This is a genomic window from Trinickia sp. (genome assembly GCF_051953405.1).
In the GTDB taxonomy this organism is placed as follows: Bacteria; Pseudomonadota; Gammaproteobacteria; order Burkholderiales; family Burkholderiaceae; genus Trinickia.
Map to the genome: position 1 here is coordinate 1 of NZ_JBQCIV010000060.1, position 19219 is coordinate 19219.

The window sequence follows — 19219 nt, forward strand, 5'->3', positions numbered from 1 at the left end:
CGTCTGGACAATCTCGAAGATCCCTACCGTCTGTTCCGTTGCCATACGATCATGAACTGCGTCGACGTGTGCCCGAAGGGCCTCAATCCGACGAAGGCGATCGGCAAGATCAAGGAATTGATGGTGCGTCGTACGGTTTAAAGAATGAGACTCGCTGCTCCCCCCTCGCTTTATTCGCAGCCCCCCGAGGAGTCCTTCGGGACATCCGGGGGTGGATCGGCGCATAATGCCGCATCGCACCAATCCGATCCGCTGCGCCGTGCGCGTTTGCGCTGGCGTGCGCGGCGCGGTTTGCTGGAAAACGATTTGATCTTCGAACGTTTTTTCGGCCGTTATGAGGAGAGCCTCAGCGACGCAGACGTGGGTGCGCTCACACGTCTGTTCGAGCTGAGCGACAACGACCTGATGGACTTGCTTCTCGCTCGCAAGGAACCGGAAGGCGAGCTTTCCGACCCGGACGTCGTCCGGGTGCTGGGCCTGTTGCGCGCCGTTTGAGCGTCGCATGGATGGACGCGCCGCGCGCGCATGATCGGAAACCCGTTCCAACTTCGATAGAGGATGCTATGACTCCGTCAGATGTTAAAGCCACGCTCTCGTTCAGCGACAATTCGCCGAGCGTCGAAATGCCGATCTACAAGGGTACGATGGGCCCCGACGTGATCGACATCCGCAAGCTGTACGGCCAAACCGGTAAGTTCACGTACGACCCGGGCTTCATGTCGACCGCGTCGTGCAACTCCGCGATCACCTATATCGACGGGGACAAGGGCGAGCTGCTGTATCGCGGCTACCCGATCGACAATCTCGCGCAAAACGCCGACTTCCTCGAAACGTGCTACCTGCTGCTCAAGGGCGATCTGCCGACCGCCAAGGAAAAGCAAGAGTTCGTCAGCACGGTGACGCGCCACACGATGGTCCACGAGCAGATGCAGTTCTTCTTCCGTGGTTTCCGTCGCGATTCGCACCCGATGGCGATCCTTGTCGCGTCGGTGGGCGCATTGTCGGCGTTCTATCACGATTCGCTGAACATCAACGATCCGCATCACCGCGACGTTTCGGCGATCCGCATGATCGCGAAGCTGCCGACGCTGGTGGCGATGGCGTACAAGTACAGCATCGGCCAGCCGTTCGTTTATCCGAAGAACGACCTGTCGTATAGCGCGAACTTCATGCGCATGATGTTCTCGAACCCGTGCGAAGAGTACGAGGTCAACGACGTGCTCGTGCGCGCGCTCGACCGCATCTTGATTCTGCACGCGGACCACGAACAGAACGCGTCGACCTCGACGGTGCGTCTGGCCGGTTCGTCGGGCGCCAATCCGTTCGCCTGTATCGCTGCCGGTATCGCCTGCCTCTGGGGCCCGGCGCACGGCGGCGCGAACGAAGCGGCGCTGAACATGCTCGAGCAAATCGGTTCGTCGGACAACATTCCCGAGTTCATCAAGCAGGTCAAGGACAAGAACTCGGGCGTGAAGCTGATGGGCTTCGGCCACCGCGTCTACAAGAACTACGATCCGCGTGCGAAACTCATGCGCGAAACGTGTCACGAAGTGCTCGAAGAACTCGGCTTGCACGACGATCCCCTGTTCAAGCTCGCCATGCAGCTCGAAAAGATTGCCCTCGAAGACGAATATTTCGTGTCGCGTAAGCTCTATCCGAACGTCGATTTCTACTCGGGTATCGTTCAACGCGCGCTTGGCATCCCGACGTCGATGTTCACCTGCATCTTCGCGATGGCGCGCACGGTCGGCTGGATCGCGCAGTGGAACGAAATGATTTCGGAAGCCGAGCAGAAGATCGGTCGCCCGCGTCAGCTGTTCATTGGCGAAACGCCGCGCGAAGCGAAGCCGATCGGCCAACGCGGCTGATCGCGAGCCTCGGCACCGGCTCCTGAGAGCCGGTTCGTCGAAGTGCACAGAGCCCCGACGGGTCGAACCGTCGGGGTTTTTTTATGCGCGTCGTTCTCGCGCCGACCTATGCCGTTAGGCGTATTCACGGTCGGACTGTCGGGGCGGTACGCTTCATTCGTCGATCACCTGAAGTTGTCGATTGACAACCCATCCACTGAGCGGTATTCTTGCCGCATTGACGAATGCAACGACCACATCCGAAGAAGGAAATCGAAGCGGCGCTAGCGTACGCGGAAGCTTGCGGCTGGCGAGTCGAGCCAAAACGAGGAAACGGGCACGCATGGGGCAAGATACTTTGTCCCTACAACGATGCCGATTGCCGTTGCGGCGAATTTTGCATCACCAGCGTTTGGAGCACGCCGCGCCGTCCGGCGAATCATGCCAAGGATCTGAAGCGTGTGGTGGATCATTGCGCGGTGGTGCGGCAGGTCGATGCGTTCAAGTCGCGCCTGCGGGTAGAAACTAAGGAGTCCTAATGGAATATGTATTCACGCTGAAATATCAGCTACCGGACGAGAATCAGGCGCACGAGCAAGTCGTCGAGCACCTATTCGAGGCGGGTTGCGATGATGCCACGATCGGTGTCGGTCAGCCGGGGCGAATCGCATTGGCTTTCAGACGCGAAGCGCCTGATGCTTGGTCGGCGATCTATACGGCGCTGCGCGACGTTAAGCAAGCGATTGCGTCGGCTCGGCTGGTCGAAGCCGGGCCCGATTTTGTCGGCTTGACGGATGTCGCGGAACTTGCCGGCGTGACCCGCCAAAACATGCGCAAGCTCATGCTCGCCCATGCGTCGCGGTTTCCCTTACCCGTCCACGAAGGCAACCCGTCCGTTTGGCATCTTGCCGATGTACTCGCTTGGCTCACGAATCGAGGGGACTATGCGATCAGCGCGGATCTCATCGACATGGCGAAGGCCGCCAAGCAAGTGAATCTGGCAAAGGAGGCGCGTGAAATCGAGCCTCGTTTCAACCGTCAATTGACGTCACTCGTGAGCTGACCGACGGCGCAAGCGCAATGTGCCTTAATCGGCTGCGATACTGCGTCTCCTGCGATTTCGGATGGCGTGTTTGCGCGGTCGGTCAAATGGGCGATCCGCGCTGCGTTGTCAGATCGCGTCGTTACAGGCGGGAATCTATTCAGTGTCCGCGATAGGTGCGCCCGGCAAGACGTAGTGCATTTCATAGAAAAGAAGATCGCCCCGGGAAGGCAGCTTGAACGGCGGCGAAGCAAGGGCGAAACCGAGTCCTTCATAGAAGCCGCGAGCCGTTTCGCGGGCGGTGCACCAAACGAGCCCGCCGCCATGGCGGCAGGCATGGTCGGAACACAGCTTAGTCAGCGTGCGTCCAAAGCCGAAGCCGCGCACATGCTCCTCCACAGCCACGCCGCGTAGCCGCCACGCTGTGGTGTCGTTTTGTCGACCGGGTAAGGGCTCGCGGCAAATGGTCGCGACGGCGACAATCCGATCGCCTTGGTAGACAGCGAGATGCAATGTCGTTGGTTCGTCATCGCCAGGGAATCGACAGGAGTCGGCGTCATTGTCCACCAGCACGGAGCGTCGCAGCGGGAGGACCTGCTCGGCCGAAACGGCATGGACGGAGAAGAGCGGGAGGGAATCGGGCATGGAGGGCTTTTATCGGCTTATGCCGTCGGCTGCGAGTTTGGTTGCGATGTTAGTCGAGGATGTTATTGTCGTTCAAATGAAAGAAAAGACCGGTTTGTCTAGCTCGTATCGATTTTAGAGTCGGAATGGATCAGGGCTGCATTTTGCGCTCTACCTCAAGGGTGGAAACGATTGCACTCCAAAAAGTATCAGGTCTCATTTGTTGCGCGATAGGGTAGTCTCTATGCTCTCTGGATAATTCGTCCGAATAACAAACAAATCGAGATTTCAAATGACGGCAGACCGTCAATCCGACACCCAAGCAGCATATACGCAAATCCGCTCGCGCATTCTGGATGGTCGGCTCGCGGCTGGGTGCCCAATTTCTCCGCGCAGTATGGCCGATGAACTCATGCTCGGTCATATGCCGGTGAGGTCGGCCATACAGCGCCTTGTCGTGGAAGGGTTGGTCGAGGTCATTCCGCGCAAGGGTACCTATGTCACCGCACCGACCACCATGGATTTGCGCGAGATTTTCGAGGTACGGCTCGCGTTAGAGAGCACCGCGGCGTACTTGGCCGCGGTCAATGGTGCAACCGACGGATTGATGGCAGCGGCGGATCAGTTGCGTCGTGTCGTCGACGACGAATCGACCGATCTGCACGCCGAGCAGCGAATCGGCTGGGCATTTCACCAGGAAATGTTCTCGGCGGCTAAGAATGAACGGCTCTTCACCTCTTACCGGGTGCTGCGCGCGCAAAGTGGGCTGGCGTTCAACGAATTGCGCCACGACGATGCCACGACGGTGCGGCGCGGTACGCTGGAGCATTTGAGTATCTACGCGTCCATTGAATCGAACGAGCCGGAAGCGGCTCGCCGGCACATGTGGAATCACATTATCGATAACACCGACGCGCGAATCAGATTGATCAGAGGCCAACAGGACAAGGCGTCGTAGGCTCGCTGCGCAGTAACGGTGAACGGTGTGATCGGTACGGGCCGCTAACAGGCGGCTGCCGCTGTTGCGATAGCAATAACTGCTGTATCGACCGCGGCGAAGATGATTTTGGGGGGACATACCTCCTGATCGACGTGCGTCGCAACGGGATTGCGCCGACGGGGCGGCCGTAGCCTGGCATGCTCGAGGGAGTGGTATAGGTACTACCATAGTGATAATTTTCACGATGCGTCTGCTGCCGTCAACTATCCGGTTGGGGTTGGCAACCAAAATTCTACGTTCAACGGATACGTGGCCCGTTGCGTTGGATTTGCGCAAACGCTAGCGGTAGTGGGTGAGCCGTGGTTTTCAGATGCGCAAGGAGCGCTGCTTCCTTTCCCTGAGGCTCGACAACCAAGGAGAGATTGAACGATGAAACGAAAACTGCTAGTTGTTGTTCTGTTTTTCTTGCAGATCTGCTCGGCCAAAATCGCATTTTGTCAATCGACGATCTCGGGAAAGCATGAGATTTTATCTGTAGACATGGGTCAGCCTGGTTGTGCGATTAGTGTAATCAATTATTTCCATGGTCACCTGGCAAGTCGCATGAAGATGACTGCTGGCTATTGGACGGATACGCCGCCGGTACAGAGTACGTTTGATAACTTTGGGATTCGATTTGAATGTCGAATTGGTCAGAAATTCGACGATGCGGCGCAAACATTTGGGGCACAGTGGGATGATAAAAAGAAGATTTGGGAATCGTACTTCGAAGACGATAGCGACAGAAAACTGCTATCGCCTGTTTCTCGCGTTTATCAGTTGAAAACGCCAAATGCAAGCGGATTTTTGAGAACAACCGACGACATCAGTGGTGACGAGGACAAGCGCGTTCGCTCCTATTCGTTTTGTCTTTTTCATGGTAAGGCGGCGGTCTGTGGTGAAGGCCAATCTATGAAGCTTGAGGAGCCTAAGGGGAATTATCTGCCAGCAATTTTACGCATCCTTCGTAGTGTAAGCTTTGTTGATGATCGCAAGGGAGGAGATCAATGATCCGTCTTATCCAGCAAAAATTGTGGAACGATGGGAGATGCTTTCAGTCATTCGAGACCGAACGATTAAGTCCCTTGTTAACGTGGATTTTCTTAAATGAGTAAAGCATCTGTCTGCCACGGCGATCCCACCACAACAGGTGGCAAGGTCATCGCAACTGCGTCGACCATGTTCGACGGTATTCGGCGTATCGCACTCGATGGGGAGATGGCCACTTGTGGCAATTGCCCTGGCGAGCACCCAATCCAAGGAACAGGCACGGACATGGACGAAGACGGGCGAGCCAGCGTGCTTGATAACGATCCCGTACAGTGCCCATGCGGTAAAAACCATGTCAAGGCAGGATCGAACGCTGGATGCTCGACTGGCTGACACGAAACGGCGCCTCAATGGTCTTCCGATGTTTCAAAAGCATTGCATCCTTGAGCACTTGTCGACCGAACGCGACCGTTTTTGAATTCGTGCTGGGGGTGGCGGAACTCGCGCGCCCGGTCACGGCCGAATTGCAACAAGTCAGGAGCGATCATCATGGCTCGTCATGCTATCGTCGTCGGCGACACAATTTACTCCGCATGGAGGAACGGTCACCACAAGCTCGATCGAGGACGTCGTCGACGGCAAGCCGATTGCCCGTAAAGGCGACACCGTCGAGTGTAAGGAGCACGACACGCAAACCATCGCCGAAGGCGATTGCGATTCACGCGGCGCTGTGTGGCGCTGGTCACAACCTGCAAATGATCCTGCGCAAGCTGCGGCTTTTTTACGTCCCGATTCTCGTCATCTTGCGCTGCTTCAAAATCGCTGCGCCGTCGGCGGCATAGCTTCATCACGGCAACACAACGAATTGTTTAGGGCGGACTAACTACCAAGTTTTCAACGAGGAGCGCAATCGTCGGTTTTCCGGTGAGCAGAAGGATTTTGTGGCTAATCCAGATCTTCTGCTTTCGGGGCGTGAGTATGGAGTGGAGTCCGTATTTGTCTATTGGACGGTCATTCGCGGCATGATTTCGGTAGCCGATACGGGAGAGGTTGCGGCAGTGACGCGGCAGATTAATGGAGGAAAAATGGACATCCAGAAAGACTTGCCGCATACAGCAGAGTGGCGCCGCTCTTGGGGCTTCCTCAAGAGTCGAACTAGACGATTGTTTGCGTACTTTGCGTACTATGCTTTTCTTTCGTCCGTCTCGCTAGCTTATGCGGGCGGGGATGAATTTGTTGCCTGTCCCGCAGTGTCTTCACCCACACGGGTATATTCGGCGGACAGGATATATCGGAATTCGATTGTCTCGATTGAAAGGGACGATGCGGATCAAACGATAACTTTGTCTATTTATAGGCCGGGATCGAGTGGATGTGAGAAAACGAAATTCGCAAAATATTCTATAGAAGGTGGGGCGCCAAATGTTGATTCTATATTTTTCATGAATCTCAAGGGTCGACCGAATATTTTCACCATTGTTCATTGGGATGTCAATTCCCGTGGAGTTGGGGTCTATGGAAAATATTACCAGGTGTATGCGTATTTCGTGGATGAGCAAGGTCGGTTGGTCGAAAATAGAAGTGTTGTTGATAATAGCGCAATGACCGGAATGGATGGATACCAAGAAGGGCGGGAGAGTTCGTTTCCGTACAAGACTGCAGGTGCGGTGAAGTCATTTATCAGGTGTCATGAAGCGAAGTGCAAGTAGTCGCCTATTTATAAAACAGAGCGGTAGCCTTTACTACGCCGCGATGTCGCTCACGAGGACGACGATGTGAAATGCTCGGTATGTAACACGACTGGCAAAATCAAATGCGACGGTCCTCGTCAGGTGATGACCGCGCCCGATGGTCAACGTGCAGCTTTGAGCGACGATCTTTGCATCTGCAAGTGCGATCCTCCGCCGAAACTCGTCGCTTCTCAACTATCGATGTCGGTCAAGGCTTGATACTCCGTCCCCGTTTCACATGGGCGCGTGGTGTCCCAGGGGCGCGACGGTTGTCCGGCGGGATCGGCTTGGATCGCGGTCGGTGGAAGGCTGACATCCATTGGCCCGCCGGTCGCGCTTCTTTCCCGCTTCAGCGAGACAACGGTCGAGCTGCTTCCATGACTTGCGCGAACTGGACGGCCGCCTTTTCTATCGTCGCATCCTGCAGCCCCGCGTAGCCTAAAACGAAGCCGTTGTAAGGACGGCCCTGCGCCACGCGATAGCGGCTCAGGGGCTGCAGCACGAGGCCCCGGTCGCGGGCAATGCAAGCGATGTCGCTGTCGTGATGAGGCAGGGCGAGTTCGGTGGAGAGGTGCATCCCACCCGAACTCTCTCTGACTTTCAACGATGCACCGAGATGCTCGGCGAGCGCAGCCTGAAGGCGGTCGCGCCGATGAGCGTAGAGTGCGCGCATCTTGCGCAGGTGCCGCGCGAATAGGCCGCTATCCATGAATTCGGCCATCGCCAGTTGATCGGCCGGATGACCTCGATGCACGAGTTCGCGCAACGTGCTGCTCAAGCGGTCGACCAACGTTGGCGGAATGACCATGAAGCCTAGCCGCAAAGCAGGAAACATCGTCTTGCTGAAGGTGCCGATATAGCAAACGGGCGCATCGGCGTGAATGCCCTGGATGGCGGGCAGCGGTTGGCCGCCGTGGCGAAATTCGCTGTCGTAATCGTCTTCTATAATCCAAGCGCCGCACGCGCGCGCCTGCTCCACGAGCATCGCCCGGCGCTGGATGCTCATTAACGATCCGAGCGGATATTGATGCGAGGGTGTCGTATAGATCAGCTTGGGAGGCGTTCGGCGCCACTGATCTTCCTCGGGCGCCATGCCTTCGCGATCGACTTCGACCGGCACGATGTGCAAACCCGTGGACCGGAATGCCGTTCTCGCGCCGTTATAGCAAGGGTTTTCCAGCCAACCGAAATCGCCGGGATTCGCCAGCACGCGTGCGCACAACTCGAGGCTGCTTTGCGTCCCGTCGGTGATGAAGACCTGCTCCGTTTCGCATCGTACGCCGCGCGATACCTTGATATAGGCCGCCACGGCTCGCCTCAATTCCGGAAGGCCCTCGATGGGACCGTAGGCAAGCTGTGCGGGTGCGATTTGCCGCCAGGCTCGCTCGACGCAACGACGCCACTGCACAATGGGAAACTCGTCCAGCGAGGGTAGGCCGGGAACGAACGGCAACATGCGGTCGGGCTCGGGCTGGGGATTGTCGAGCCCTTGAACCCGATCGGAGAGCCGAACCGGATGCGGGCCGCCTTCGTCCCGGGCGCGCGGCCGGCCACGTCCATCCCAAAGCGTGATCGTGCCGTTGCGCGTGGCGGCGACGAAGCCTTCTTCGGCGAGCCGCTCATAAGCGTAGACGGCGGAATTTCTGGCGATCCCGAGTTCGCCGGCAAGCATCCGCGTCGATGCCAGACGCGTGCCGGGCGGAATGCGCCCGTCCAACAGCATATCGCGCAAACTGCGATAAAGCGCTTCCTGCTGGCTGTGTTGCGACGAGTCGTGCTGCGCCGAAAACGTTGAGATGAGAAGAGCGAGATCCATGTCCTGGTTCTAAGTTTTTCCCCTGCGTTGGTTCTTTTTAATCGCGATATCGCATTGTATCGTTGGCCTCGCACCTACCCCGGACGAAGCAAATGAATATGAATGAACGCATCACCCTTGCCCCAACCGCTCGCACGACGATTCGCCGCTTGCCCGAATTGGCGAATCGCGATCGCTCGATGCTGCACGAAATCGTGGACGAAGCCTATGTTTGCCATATCGCTTTCGTCGCCGGCGACGATACCCACTGTATCCCGACGGCTCATTGGCGAAAGGACGATTACCTCTATATCCACGGATCGAACGGCAGCCGCATGATCAAGGCGCTGGCCGCAGGAACGCAAGCCGCGGTGGGGATGACATTGGTAGACGGCCTAGTGTTGGCCAAGTCGGCGTTCAGCCACTCGATGAACTATCGGTCCGCGGTGGTCTATGGCGTATTCGAACCGGTGCAAGACAATGCCGATAAGCTGGCGGCGCTCGATACGTTCATGGATAAGATCGCCAAAGGCCGCAAGCACGAAGCGCGGCCTGGCAATGACAAAGAGATCAACGCGACCAGCGTGCTGCGAATTGCGCTGACGGAAGCGGCGGTGAAAGTCAGCGCCTCGCTGCCGTCCGATAAAGAGGAAGATCTCGGGCTCCCCGTCTGGGCGGGCGTCTTGCCGTTGAAAACGACCCGTGGCATTCCAATTCACTTCAATTGCAACGGAAACGTACCGGTGCCGGACTACGTGAAGAACTGGGCCGATTGATTTTTTCGGCTCGACGGTAGTGAGGCGCCGTGCCTTTGGTGGAATGCATTGACAGCGCAAGCGTATAAACCTAAATTCGTGGCCGCGAAAACCGCTTCGCTCAACGCATTTCCGCCAAACGGATCCATTTATCCACGACGACCATGCCACGTAACGTTCTCATCCTCGGCGCACGGGCGCCGGTCGCGCTCGATCACGCGCGCCGCTTCGCACGTCAAGGGTGGAAGGTGACGATGGCCGACAGCATTTCCTGCCTGATCAGCGGCGCGTCCCGATCGGTCGACGCGACCGTGCGGATTGCGTCGCCGCGCCATACGCCGGCCCAATTCGCCGCCGATTTGAGCCACGCTTGCGCGAAGCACGCCATCGACCTGATCGTGCCGAACTGCGAGGAAGTGTTCTTCTTGTCGCGTTATCGCCATCGGCTCCCGGGCGACGTGCGCGTGCTAGCCGACGACTTCGACAAGTTGCGCGACATGCACAGCAAGTGGCGCTTTCTGTCGCTTGCGCAGGGGTGCGGCGCGAACGTACCCGAATCGGCGCTCGTCGGATCGATCGACGAAGCCAGGCAGTGGGCCGGCACGAACCCGGTTGTGCTGAAGCCCGAGTTTTCGAGATTCGGCGTTCACGTGCGCCTGTATCGCGACGGCATTCCTCAAGACGCGCCCGAACTCGCCGCGCTCGGGAAGTGGGTCGCTCAGCGCTATGTGCGCGGCACCGAGTATTGCTCTTATAGCGTGGCGGACCGGGGGCGACTCGTCGCGCACAGCCTGTATCGGCCCACATGGCGAATGCAGACGAGTTCGAGCTACTACTTCGAGCCGGCGCGCATCGATGCCGTCCGCGAATTCGTCGCACGGTTCGCACGCAAGCTCGATTTCACGGGGCAACTATCGTTCGACTGGATCGAGCACGCCAACGGCGAGGTCAGCGTACTCGAATGCAATCCGCGCGCGACCAGCGGCTGCCATCTCTTCTCGCTCGACGATCCGCTGCCCGCTGCGCTGGATGGGACAATCGACACGTGTGTCGAACCCGTTGCGCCATCGCCCAGAATGATCGGCGCGGTCATGCTGAGTACGGGGTTGATCGATGCGGCCAAGCATAGGGAGCTACGCGGCTGGATGCGAGACTATCGGCGCGCAACCGACGTCATCCGTGCGGCGGGTGACCATCGGCCTTTCGTCGGCGCCGTTCTCGACCTGGTGTCTTATGCACGGCTTGCCCGCGCGCAGCGCTGCAATATGCGCGAAGCCGCGACGCGGGACATCGAATGGGATGGTCAACCGTTGCCGGAAGCATGAGCGATTGCCCATACGTTCCCCGCGCCGAATTCGCAGCCGGGTCGGATGCGTTCGCCGCGGTGCACGCCGGCGTTCCGACGCAACGTTTCATCGGCAATCTCGACGTCGAGGTAGCGACCTTCGAGTGGGGCGGCTTGTCGTTTCCTATTACGATCAACGAGACGGGCGGCGAAAACGCATGGGTTTGCTCGCCGCTCACCACATACAGCCGCTACGCGTTGGAAGAAACGCGGCGCGTCGTGCCCGGCGCCCTTGCGTGGCCGCTCACGGCGGTGATCGGCGTCGCGGATCGCTGGTTGCGCAAGGTTGGGCTCGATCGGGCCGTGTCCGTCAACAACTGGCTGCTCAGCACCAATCTGTACCCGTCGGCCGACGGTATCGACTTCCTCGCCTTTCGCGATGCGCTCGCAGCGCGCTGGCCGGATCACGCGATCTGGTTTCGCTCGCTCAATACCGTGCAACACGCGCACTGGCTGCATGCGCTAGGCGCGGCGGGATTCGAGCTGATTCCGACGCGTCAAGTCTATGTGTTTCGCGACGTTGCGCGCTGCGCGAGCAACCATCAGAATTTGCGGCGCGATTTCAAGCTGCTGCGCTCGAACCCGTTGCAACGCGTGGAGGGCAGCGCCTTTTCCGACGAGGATTTCGCCGCCGGCGAGGCGCTCTATGGCAAGCTTTATCTCGAGAAGTATTCGCGGCTCAATCCGCGTTATACGGCCGCGTTTCTGAAGGCGTGGCAGCGCGCGGGACTGCTCGAATTGAGCGGCTTTCGCGACGAATCGGGACAACTTCGGGCAGTGCTCGGCATCTTCGCGCAAGGCCCGCTCCTAACGGCCCCCATCGTCGGATACGACACGTCGTGGCCGCGATCTGCCGGGTTGTACCGCCTTTTGATGGCGCATGTGTTGTCGATTACGCGAGCGCGCGCAGGCACGTTGAACTTGAGCGCGGGCGCCGCGCATTTCAAACGCCTGCGCGGCGGCGAACCGGCGATCGAATACAGCGCCGTGCTGTGCGCTCACCTTCCGGCGCCGACGCGCCGCGCCCTGGCATCGCTTCGTTTTCTGACGACCCAACTCGGGGTCCCCATCATGGAGCACTTCAAGCTTTGAACGCCTGGAACCGATCGCTGGCCCAAAGTTGGTTCGTCGTGGCGCGCACGTCCGAGGTCGGCACGAAGCCGCGCGCGGTCACGCTGCTCGATCGGCCGCTCGCGATCGCACGAGACGCGTCGGGCGCGTTGTTCGCCCTCGACGATTGCTGTCCGCATCGGCATGTTCCGCTCTCCGCTGGCCGCATGACGGAGCAGGGGTTGCAGTGTGCCTATCACGGCTGGACATTTGCCGCCGACGGCCGCTGCGTGGCGATCCCGGGTTTGCGGTCGGGAGCCTGCCAGCCGGCCGTTCGCGTGGGCTCGGCAAAGGTGATGGAGGTCGACGGTCTGGTTTGGGTGCGGCTCGATGGGATGGGCGACGCGAATGCGGATGCGTTGCCCGAGTTTATCCGGCGTCCGTCGGTGCACGCGCGGCGCTTTATGTGGCAGGCCGTTTGGAACGCTCGCGCGATCGATGCACTCGAGAATTTCCTCGATGCGCAGCACACGCACTTCGTGCACCCGGGTATCGTTCGCAGCGGGCGAGGTCGACAAGCGGTGGACGTGACTGTGACGCGCTCGGCCGGCGCCTTGCAGGTCGATTACAAGGGCCAACCGGTCCAGAGCGGGTGGCTGTATCGGCTGTTCGAATCGCGACGCGAATCGGAGCGCGCGCGTTTCGATGCGGCGGCGGCCGGCACGGCACAACTCGAGTACCGATACGAGAACGGCAGCGCCCTATATTTCACGCTGCATTTCAGTCCTGTCAGCGAGGCGGTTACCCGGGTTTACGGCACGCTCCACATCGAGAATCGCTGGGCGCCTCGCTGGGCCGTGCGCGCGTTTGCATGGCCGCTGCTGCGCCGTGTGTTGCGACAAGATCGACAGATCGTCGAGGCGCAGGCGCAGAACCGGAACCGGTGCCGGCGGGGCGAGGGAATCTCGACCGAACTGGATGTGGTGCGGCCGGCGCTCGATGCGGTTTGGTTGCAGTCGAACGAGGCATCGACAGAGTCGGTACACAAGATCCGGGTCTTCCTGTAAGGGCAAACGGCAACGCTTGCCTTGCGTCGATGCGGGCCCGCGGTTTTGAACAGACAAGCAAGCGCGCTTTCCAAGCGTTTTCAGGTAATCCCTACACGCGAAACGCTTCAGTGTTCCCCCGTTTCGGCCGTATACACGAGTGCATGGCTCAGCGTACATCGCATGGCAGCCACGGCTCGATTACGCAGGGGAAGGCTTGAAATCAATCACACGCTCCGTCAACCGCGCTCGTGCGGCGGCGGAACCGAAGCAGGCGCAGCTCATCGCCGAAGCGGTTGCAAAGCGATAGGCGAGAGATCATGCGCGCCGCACATTTCGTCAGATCAATATCGATCACGCGCTTGCTGGCGGCCATTAGCGTCTGCGTATTCGCCGTCGTGCTATTGCCGCTCGGTTGGCTGGTAACGAACGAGTGGGCCGCCTATAGTCGCGCCAGCACCGCCCTTGCCGCCTTCGACAGCTACCGCGCGACGCTGCTGGTCATGGAGAAGGTTTCGGTGGAGCGAGGGCCGACCAATGGAGCCCTCGGCGAAGACTTGCCGATTCCCGCGGTGCGCGTGCAAGCGTTGAGCCGGGCCCGAGCCGAAAGCGACCGGCGAATTGCGGAACTCCTTCGAATCCTACAGAGCCCGACATGTCCGGACCATTGCGCGCTGGCAGCCGCGCGCATCCGGACGATGCAGTCCGACCTTGCCCGCCGGCGCGCGCGTGTCGATGCGCTGCTCGCGTTGCCGCTCGCGCAACGGCGTCCCGCCGCCATTAGCGATGCCGTCGCCGGCATGATCGCCCTGATCCCGGAATTGGCGCCGCCGCTCGACGACATTGCGCTGACGGTGCTGCGCGGTTCGCCGGAAACGCTGTACTGGCTCCTCGCCACGCGCCTTTTGGCCGACTATCGAGAATTTGCGGGGCAACTGGGCTCGCAATTCACGGCGGCATTGGCCGCTCGTCGGCCGCTGACGCTCGACGAGTTATTGGCGATCGAACGTCTGCGTGGCCGCTTGACGCAGTTGGAGGTGTCGATCGACAGCTGCTTGCCCGCGAACGTGCAGCCGCTCGCCGTTAGGGTCGCGCTGGGCACGATGCGTAGCCGGTACGAAGGCGTGGGCATCCGCTACGTCGAACAGGTGCGTGCGCTGTCGCTAAGAGGGGCGGCGACCGATATCTCGCCCGCGACCTTTGCTGCCGAGTACGTGCCGCCGATGCGCTCGATCACGGATCTGCGCGATGTGCTGCTCGACCTTTCGCGCACCAAGCTCGACATGCAGCGTAAGCAAGCTCAGTTGCGTTTGCTGGTGACGCTGGGTGCGTCGATCGTCATTGCAGGCGCGTTGGCGGCGATTCTCGCGATTGTGCGCCGGCGCGTGGTCGTGCCGCTGCGACATGCGGCCAGGACCATCGACGCGATCGCGAGCGGCGACCTCAATGCGGACGTTCCGGCCACTGCGCAAAGCGCCGAGGTAGCCGAGTTGCTGCACTCGATCGCGATGCTCAATGCCAGCCGCATCGAGAAAATGAAGGTCGAATCGGTTCGCGATCGGCTGCTGACCGAAATGAAGCGACTCTCCGAAACCGATTCGTTGACGGGGTTGCCGAATCGTCGCGCGATCGATAAACAGGCAAAGCGTTGGAACGGCGCGGACGCCGATCCCTCGGACTATGCGGTGGTCGTATTCGATCTCGATCGCTTTAAGCAGATCAACGACACCTATGGCCACAATGCTGGCGACAGTGCCTTGCGCGCGGTGGCCGATCTGAGCCGGCAGATTTGGCGAGACGGCGATATCGTCGCGCGTGTCGGCGGCGAAGAGTTCATCGCGTTGATGCGTGTGCGCGGGCTGCAGGCCGCAATCGCTGCTGCCGAGCGCTTGCGCGCCGCTGTCGAACAGGCGCGCGTCGTGGCGGACGATGGGCGTGCGTTCTCTTTCACGGCGAGTTTCGGCGTGGCCTGGTGCAGCGGGACCGAGGCGCCCGATTTCGCACGGTTGACGGGGCTGGCGGATAAAAATCTCTACGAAGCGAAAAACGCTGGACGCAACCGTGTCGTCGCCGGCATCGTTGCGCGCGACCGAAAAATGGGCTGACCGCAACCCTAGCAACCCCGAAACTAGTACTGAAACTACCACTCAACTCACTGTTTTTTATCGTTTTTTTTCTTGTCGGCCGATGTCGCGGCGGCCGCCCGCGTGGCATAATCGACCGCACCGGGGATTGCCCGTTGCCACGATTACCGCGCCTATCATGTCAAAGACTCTCTACGACAAGCTGTGGGATTCGCACGTCGTCCACACCGAAGAAGACGGCACGACGCTGCTCTACATCGACCGTCAATTGCTGCACGAAGTCACGAGCCCGCAGGCATTCGAAGGGCTCAAGATGCACGAACGCCCGCTGTGGCGCGTCAGCGCCAACCTGGCCGTGTCCGACCATAACGTGCCGACGACCGACCGCAGCCACGGCATCGCCGATCCGGTGTCGAAGCTTCAAGTCGATACGCTCGATGCGAACTGCGACGCCTACGGCATTACGCAATTCAAGATGAACGACCTGCGTCAGGGCATCGTTCATATCATCGGGCCCGAGCAGGGCGCGACGCTGCCCGGCATGACGATCGTCTGCGGCGATTCGCACACGTCGACGCACGGGGCGTTCGGTGCGCTGGCTCACGGCATCGGCACGTCGGAAGTCGAGCACGTGCTGGCCACGCAAACGCTCTTGCAGAAGAAGAGCAAGAACATGCTCGTGAAGGTCGAGGGCTCATTGCCGCGCGGCTGTACGGCCAAGGACATCGTGCTTGCGATCATCGGCAAGATCGGGACCGCCGGCGGCACGGGCTACGCGATCGAATTCGGCGGCTCGACCATTCGCGCGCTGTCGATGGAAGGCCGCATGACCGTGTGCAACATGGCCATCGAAGCCGGCGCGCGTGCGGGCATGGTGGCGGTCGACGATACGACGATCGATTATCTGAAGGGCCGCCCCTATTCGCCGCAAGGCGTCGAGTGGGATCATGCAGTCGCTTATTGGCGCACGTTCGTCTCCGATGCCGGCGCGTATTTCGACCGCGTCGTCGAACTTGACGCCGCGCAGATCGTGCCGCAAGTCACCTGGGGCACGTCGCCCGAAATGGTGACGGCGATCGATAGCCGCGTGCCCGATCCCGAGCGCGAGAAAGATCCGGTCAAGCGCGACGCGATGGAACGTGCGCTGCAATACATGGCGCTCGAACCGAACGTGCCGATGGAGTCGATCAAGGTCGACAAAGTATTCATCGGCTCGTGCACGAACGCGCGCATCGAAGACATCCGCGCGGCGGCCTATGTGGTGAAGAAGCTTGGGCGACGTGTCGCGTCGAATATCCGTTTGGCGATGGTCGTGCCCGGCTCGGGGCTCGTCAAAGCGCAGGCCGAGCGCGAAGGGCTCGACAAGGTATTCGTCGAGGCCGGCTTCGAATGGCGCGAGCCCGGCTGTTCGATGTGCTTGGCGATGAACGCCGACCGGCTCGATCCGGGCGAGCGCTGCGCGTCCACGTCGAACCGCAACTTCGAAGGCCGCCAAGGTGCGGGCGGACGCACGCACCTCGTGAGCCCGGCGATGGCCGCGGCCGCCGCGATCGAAGGCCATTTTGTGGACATTCGGAAGTTAGGGTAGGGCCATGAAAGCTTGGATGTTTTGGCGGCGCGCAGCATGGCTCGCGCTCGCCGGTGTGCTGCTCGGCCTGGCGGGCTGCAATACGATGGCCGGTTTCGGCCAGGACATGAGCGACGCGGGTCACGCCATCAAGAAAGCTGCGGAGTAAGAGGAACATGGACAAATTCGTCGTGCACACGGGGCTCGTTGCGCCCCTCGATCGCGAAAACGTCGATACCGATGCGATCATCCCGAAGCAATTTTTGAAATCGATCCAGCGCACCGGGTTCGGTCCGAACCTGTTCGACGAGTGGCGCTATCTGGATCATGGCGAGCCGGGGCAGGACAATTCTCGCCGTCCGCTGAACCCCGATTTCGTGCTTAATCAGCAGCGTTACCAAGGCGCCTCGGTGCTGCTCGCTCGCAAGAACTTCGGTTGCGGCAGCTCGCGCGAGCATGCGCCCTGGGCATTGCAGCAATACGGGTTTCGCGCGTTGATCGCCCCGAGCTTCGCCGATATCTTCTTTAACAACTGCTTCAAGAACGGCGTGCTGCCGATCGTGTTGTCGGAGCAGCAGGTCGATCATCTGTTCAACGAAACCTACGTGTTCAACGGCTATCAATTGACGATCGATCTGGAAGCGCAAATCGTGCGCACGCCGGACGGCCGGGAGTATCCGTTCGAAGTCGACGGCTTTCGTAAGTACTGCCTCTTGAACGGCTTCGACGATATCGGCCTCACACTGCGCCACGCCGACAAGATTCGCGCGTTCGAAGCGGAGCGGATCGCCAAGCAGCCGTGGCTGGCGCACCGGATCGTCGGCTGACGTTCCGGCGGCGGCGAGCAAGCGCTCGGCCGCCGCGAAGCAGATAGGTCATTGCATAACTCGATAGGACTCCGAATGAAAATCGCAGTGCTCCCCGGTGACGGCATCGGCAAGGAAATCGTCAAAGAGGCGATCAAGGTCTTGAACGCCCTCGACGAAAAGTTCGAGATGGAAGAGGCGCCCGTGGGCGGCGCCGGCTACGAGGCGAAAGGCCACCCGCTGCCGGATTCGACGCTGGCGCTGGCCAAAGAAGCGGACGCGATTCTGTTCGGCGCCGTGGGCGATTGGAAATACGATTCGCTCGAACGCGCGCTGCGTCCCGAGCAGGCCATCCTCGGGCTGCGCAAGCATTTGCAGTTGTTCGCGAACTTCCGTCCGGCCATTTGCTACCCGCAATTGACGGGTGCGTCGTCGCTGAAGCCGGAAATCGTCTCGGGTCTCGACATTCTGATCGTGCGCGAACTGAACGGCGACGTGTACTTCGGCACCCCGCGCGGCGTTCGCCAAGCGCCCGATGGTGCGTTCGAGGGGGCGCGCGAAGGTTTCGACACGATGCGCTATTCGGAACCCGAAGTGCAGCGCATCGCGCACGTGGCCTTCCAAGCGGCGCAAAAGCGCGGCAAGCGCCTGACGTCGGTCGACAAAGCGAACGTGCTCGAGACGTCGCAATTGTGGAAAGAGGTCATGATCGACGTGTCGAGGCAGTACCCGGACGTCGAACTCTCGCACATGTATGTCGATAATGCGGCGATGCAGCTCGTGAAGGCGCCGAAGTCGTTCGACGTCATCGTGACGGGCAACCTGTTCGGCGACATTTTGTCCGACCAGGCCGCCATGCTGACGGGCTCGATCGGGATGTTGCCGTCGGCCTCGCTCGACAAGAACAACAAGGGGCTGTACGAACCGTCGCACGGCTCGGCGCCGGACATCGCGGGCAAAGGCATCGCCAATCCGCTCGCGACGATTCTCTCGGCTGCGATGATGCTGCGCTACTCGCTGAACAAGGCCGAGCAGGCCGAACGAATCGAGAAGGCCGTGCAGAAGGTGCTCGAAGCCGGCTATCGCACGGGCGACATCGCTACGCCGGGCTGCCGTCAGGTCGGCACGGCGGAAATGGGCGACGCCGTCCGCGCGGCGCTTTAAGCGATCGGGTACTGTTTTTTGCGAGCGGGCCTTTTCGGCCCGTTTGCTCGACGTTCTTTCGCAATGAGTCGTAAATAGCGTAGTTTTTGCAGAGTCGGCGTGCCCCGCGGCCACGCCGGCGCAGTTTTTTCGTGTAGACTGTCCCGATGGCGCAACTGTCCCGAATCTTCTCGTTCGACAACCTGCACGGCGATACGGCCCGTGTGGGTACGCGCGCCATCGCTGGCTCCGTCCGCATTACCGGCATCGCCATCATTACGATTACCCCCAAAACGATCACGAAACGCTGATCGTCCGTCGTGCCCGCTCGTCTTCCCCGCGCGGTCACGCCGGGCAAGGTTGCGGGGAAGCGTCCACTCCAAGGGTTAGTCATGAACGTAGGTCTCGTAGGTTGG

General features: G+C 60.1%; 20 protein-coding genes and 3 pseudogenes. 21 read left to right on the plus strand and 2 right to left on the minus strand.

What is annotated here, in order from left to right; translation table 11 throughout:
• The 5 genes and pseudogenes from sdhB to ACTHN9_RS09670 all read left to right on the plus strand — a co-directional run.
• Positions 1–141, plus strand: a pseudogene (gene sdhB / locus ACTHN9_RS09650) (succinate dehydrogenase iron-sulfur subunit); the annotation flags it as partial.
• 111 nt (positions 142–252) lie between these two features.
• Positions 253–495 (plus strand): succinate dehydrogenase assembly factor 2, encoded by a 243-nt coding sequence (locus tag ACTHN9_RS09655; RefSeq protein WP_440536554.1) that lies wholly within the window; start codon positions 253–255, stop codon positions 493–495.
• Between the two features lie 68 nt (positions 496–563).
• Entirely contained in the window at positions 564–1868 is a 1305-nt protein-coding gene (gltA, locus tag ACTHN9_RS09660; protein WP_440536536.1) for a citrate synthase, read from the plus strand.
• Positions 1869–2092: 224 nt separating this feature from the next.
• Positions 2093–2386: a hypothetical protein gene (locus ACTHN9_RS09665; protein ID WP_440536537.1), complete on the plus strand. Its 294-nt coding sequence runs from the start codon at positions 2093–2095 to the stop codon at positions 2384–2386.
• Positions 2386–2910 carry a helix-turn-helix transcriptional regulator gene (locus ACTHN9_RS09670; RefSeq protein ID WP_440536538.1) on the plus strand — a complete coding sequence of 175 codons (525 nt, stop codon included), beginning with the start codon at positions 2386–2388 and terminating at the stop codon, positions 2908–2910. The genes ACTHN9_RS09665 and ACTHN9_RS09670 overlap by 1 nt, the downstream gene beginning before the upstream one ends.
• 135 nt (positions 2911–3045) lie before the next feature.
• Here ACTHN9_RS09670 and ACTHN9_RS09675 read toward each other — a convergent pair whose 3' ends face one another.
• A complete protein-coding gene (locus ACTHN9_RS09675) occupies positions 3046–3534 on the minus strand; it encodes a GNAT family N-acetyltransferase (protein ID WP_440536539.1) in 489 nt (162 codons plus the stop codon).
• 271 nt (positions 3535–3805) lie between these two features.
• Here ACTHN9_RS09675 and ACTHN9_RS09680 point away from each other — a divergent pair, with 271 nt between their 5' ends.
• The 6 genes and pseudogenes from ACTHN9_RS09680 to ACTHN9_RS09705 form a co-directional block, all read left to right on the plus strand.
• Positions 3806–4471: a GntR family transcriptional regulator gene (locus ACTHN9_RS09680; protein ID WP_440536540.1), complete on the plus strand. Its 666-nt coding sequence runs from the start codon at positions 3806–3808 to the stop codon at positions 4469–4471.
• 411 nt (positions 4472–4882) lie between these two features.
• The gene (locus ACTHN9_RS09685; RefSeq protein WP_440536541.1) at positions 4883–5503 is read left to right on the plus strand and encodes a hypothetical protein; all 621 of its coding nucleotides are present in this window, start codon (positions 4883–4885) and stop codon (positions 5501–5503) included.
• A 96-nt stretch (positions 5504–5599) separates the two neighbouring features.
• Positions 5600–5875 carry a PAAR domain-containing protein gene (locus ACTHN9_RS09690; protein ID WP_440536542.1) on the plus strand — a complete coding sequence of 92 codons (276 nt, stop codon included), beginning with the start codon at positions 5600–5602 and terminating at the stop codon, positions 5873–5875.
• Between the two features lie 166 nt (positions 5876–6041).
• Positions 6042–6137, plus strand: a pseudogene (locus ACTHN9_RS09695) (hypothetical protein); the annotation flags it as partial.
• 286 nt (positions 6138–6423) lie between these two features.
• Positions 6424–7191, plus strand: coding sequence for a hypothetical protein (locus ACTHN9_RS09700; protein WP_440536543.1), 768 nt, complete (start codon positions 6424–6426; stop codon positions 7189–7191).
• A 39-nt stretch (positions 7192–7230) separates the two neighbouring features.
• Positions 7231–7431 (plus strand): annotated as a pseudogene (locus ACTHN9_RS09705) (PAAR domain-containing protein); the annotation flags it as partial.
• Positions 7432–7561: 130 nt separating this feature from the next.
• On the opposite strand, the gene pdxR reads toward ACTHN9_RS09705, so the two are convergent.
• Positions 7562–9028: a MocR-like pyridoxine biosynthesis transcription factor PdxR gene (gene pdxR, locus ACTHN9_RS09710; RefSeq protein ID WP_440536544.1), complete on the minus strand. Its 1467-nt coding sequence runs from the start codon at positions 9026–9028 to the stop codon at positions 7562–7564.
• A gap of 98 nt (positions 9029–9126) precedes the next feature.
• Here pdxR and ACTHN9_RS09715 point away from each other — a divergent pair, with 98 nt between their 5' ends.
• The 10 genes from ACTHN9_RS09715 to ACTHN9_RS09760 all read left to right on the plus strand — a co-directional run bounded on the left by ACTHN9_RS09715 (position 9127) and on the right by ACTHN9_RS09760 (position 19114).
• Positions 9127–9783 (plus strand): pyridoxamine 5'-phosphate oxidase family protein, encoded by a 657-nt coding sequence (locus tag ACTHN9_RS09715; protein WP_440536555.1) that lies wholly within the window; start codon positions 9127–9129, stop codon positions 9781–9783.
• Positions 9784–9926: 143 nt separating this feature from the next.
• Entirely contained in the window at positions 9927–11087 is a 1161-nt protein-coding gene (locus tag ACTHN9_RS09720; protein WP_440536545.1) for an ATP-grasp domain-containing protein, read from the plus strand.
• The gene (locus ACTHN9_RS09725; protein ID WP_440536546.1) at positions 11084–12199 is read left to right on the plus strand and encodes a hypothetical protein; all 1116 of its coding nucleotides are present in this window, start codon (positions 11084–11086) and stop codon (positions 12197–12199) included. The genes ACTHN9_RS09720 and ACTHN9_RS09725 overlap by 4 nt, the downstream gene beginning before the upstream one ends.
• Positions 12196–13224: a Rieske 2Fe-2S domain-containing protein gene (locus ACTHN9_RS09730; protein ID WP_440536547.1), complete on the plus strand. Its 1029-nt coding sequence runs from the start codon at positions 12196–12198 to the stop codon at positions 13222–13224. The genes ACTHN9_RS09725 and ACTHN9_RS09730 overlap by 4 nt, the downstream gene beginning before the upstream one ends.
• 299 nt (positions 13225–13523) lie before the next feature.
• Positions 13524–15308, plus strand: a complete 1785-nt coding sequence (locus ACTHN9_RS09735; RefSeq protein ID WP_440536548.1) for a diguanylate cyclase — start codon at positions 13524–13526, stop codon at positions 15306–15308.
• A 157-nt stretch (positions 15309–15465) separates the two neighbouring features.
• On the plus strand, positions 15466–16875 hold the full coding sequence (leuC, locus tag ACTHN9_RS09740) for a 3-isopropylmalate dehydratase large subunit (RefSeq protein WP_440536549.1): 1410 nt from the start codon (positions 15466–15468) through the stop codon (positions 16873–16875).
• A 4-nt stretch (positions 16876–16879) separates the two neighbouring features.
• Positions 16880–17023, plus strand: coding sequence for an entericidin A/B family lipoprotein (locus tag ACTHN9_RS09745; protein WP_440536550.1), 144 nt, complete (start codon positions 16880–16882; stop codon positions 17021–17023).
• Between the two features lie 7 nt (positions 17024–17030).
• Positions 17031–17681, plus strand: coding sequence for a 3-isopropylmalate dehydratase small subunit (gene leuD / locus ACTHN9_RS09750; RefSeq protein WP_440536551.1), 651 nt, complete (start codon positions 17031–17033; stop codon positions 17679–17681).
• 75 nt (positions 17682–17756) lie between these two features.
• Complete coding sequence (leuB, locus tag ACTHN9_RS09755) at positions 17757–18824, plus strand: 3-isopropylmalate dehydrogenase (RefSeq protein WP_440536552.1); 1068 nt, start codon at positions 17757–17759, stop codon at positions 18822–18824.
• A 146-nt stretch (positions 18825–18970) separates the two neighbouring features.
• The gene (locus ACTHN9_RS09760; RefSeq protein WP_440536553.1) at positions 18971–19114 is read left to right on the plus strand and encodes a hypothetical protein; all 144 of its coding nucleotides are present in this window, start codon (positions 18971–18973) and stop codon (positions 19112–19114) included.
• Positions 19115–19219: the final 105 nt, after the last annotated feature.

Bases quoted from the DNA above. Each gene is read 5' to 3' on its own strand.
- gltA (WP_440536536.1), top strand. From the start codon at position 564: ATGACTCCGTCAGATGTTAAAGCCACGCTCTCGTTCAGCGACAATTCG.
- ACTHN9_RS09665 (WP_440536537.1), top strand. From the start codon at position 2,093: ATGCAACGACCACATCCGAAGAAGGAAATCGAAGCGGCGCTAGCGTAC.
- ACTHN9_RS09670 (WP_440536538.1), top strand. From the start codon at position 2,386: ATGGAATATGTATTCACGCTGAAATATCAGCTACCGGACGAGAATCAG.
- ACTHN9_RS09675 (WP_440536539.1), bottom strand. From the start codon at position 3,534: ATGCCCGATTCCCTCCCGCTCTTCTCCGTCCATGCCGTTTCGGCCGAG.
- ACTHN9_RS09680 (WP_440536540.1), top strand. From the start codon at position 3,806: ATGACGGCAGACCGTCAATCCGACACCCAAGCAGCATATACGCAAATC.
- ACTHN9_RS09685 (WP_440536541.1), top strand. From the start codon at position 4,883: ATGAAACGAAAACTGCTAGTTGTTGTTCTGTTTTTCTTGCAGATCTGC.
- ACTHN9_RS09690 (WP_440536542.1), top strand. From the start codon at position 5,600: ATGAGTAAAGCATCTGTCTGCCACGGCGATCCCACCACAACAGGTGGC.
- pdxR (WP_440536544.1), bottom strand. From the start codon at position 9,028: ATGGATCTCGCTCTTCTCATCTCAACGTTTTCGGCGCAGCACGACTCG.
- ACTHN9_RS09715 (WP_440536555.1), top strand. From the start codon at position 9,127: ATGAATGAACGCATCACCCTTGCCCCAACCGCTCGCACGACGATTCGC.
- ACTHN9_RS09720 (WP_440536545.1), top strand. From the start codon at position 9,927: ATGCCACGTAACGTTCTCATCCTCGGCGCACGGGCGCCGGTCGCGCTC.
- ACTHN9_RS09725 (WP_440536546.1), top strand. From the start codon at position 11,084: ATGAGCGATTGCCCATACGTTCCCCGCGCCGAATTCGCAGCCGGGTCG.
- ACTHN9_RS09735 (WP_440536548.1), top strand. From the start codon at position 13,524: ATGCGCGCCGCACATTTCGTCAGATCAATATCGATCACGCGCTTGCTG.
- leuC (WP_440536549.1), top strand. From the start codon at position 15,466: ATGTCAAAGACTCTCTACGACAAGCTGTGGGATTCGCACGTCGTCCAC.
- ACTHN9_RS09745 (WP_440536550.1), top strand. From the start codon at position 16,880: ATGAAAGCTTGGATGTTTTGGCGGCGCGCAGCATGGCTCGCGCTCGCC.
- leuD (WP_440536551.1), top strand. From the start codon at position 17,031: ATGGACAAATTCGTCGTGCACACGGGGCTCGTTGCGCCCCTCGATCGC.
- leuB (WP_440536552.1), top strand. From the start codon at position 17,757: ATGAAAATCGCAGTGCTCCCCGGTGACGGCATCGGCAAGGAAATCGTC.
- ACTHN9_RS09760 (WP_440536553.1), top strand. From the start codon at position 18,971: ATGGCGCAACTGTCCCGAATCTTCTCGTTCGACAACCTGCACGGCGAT.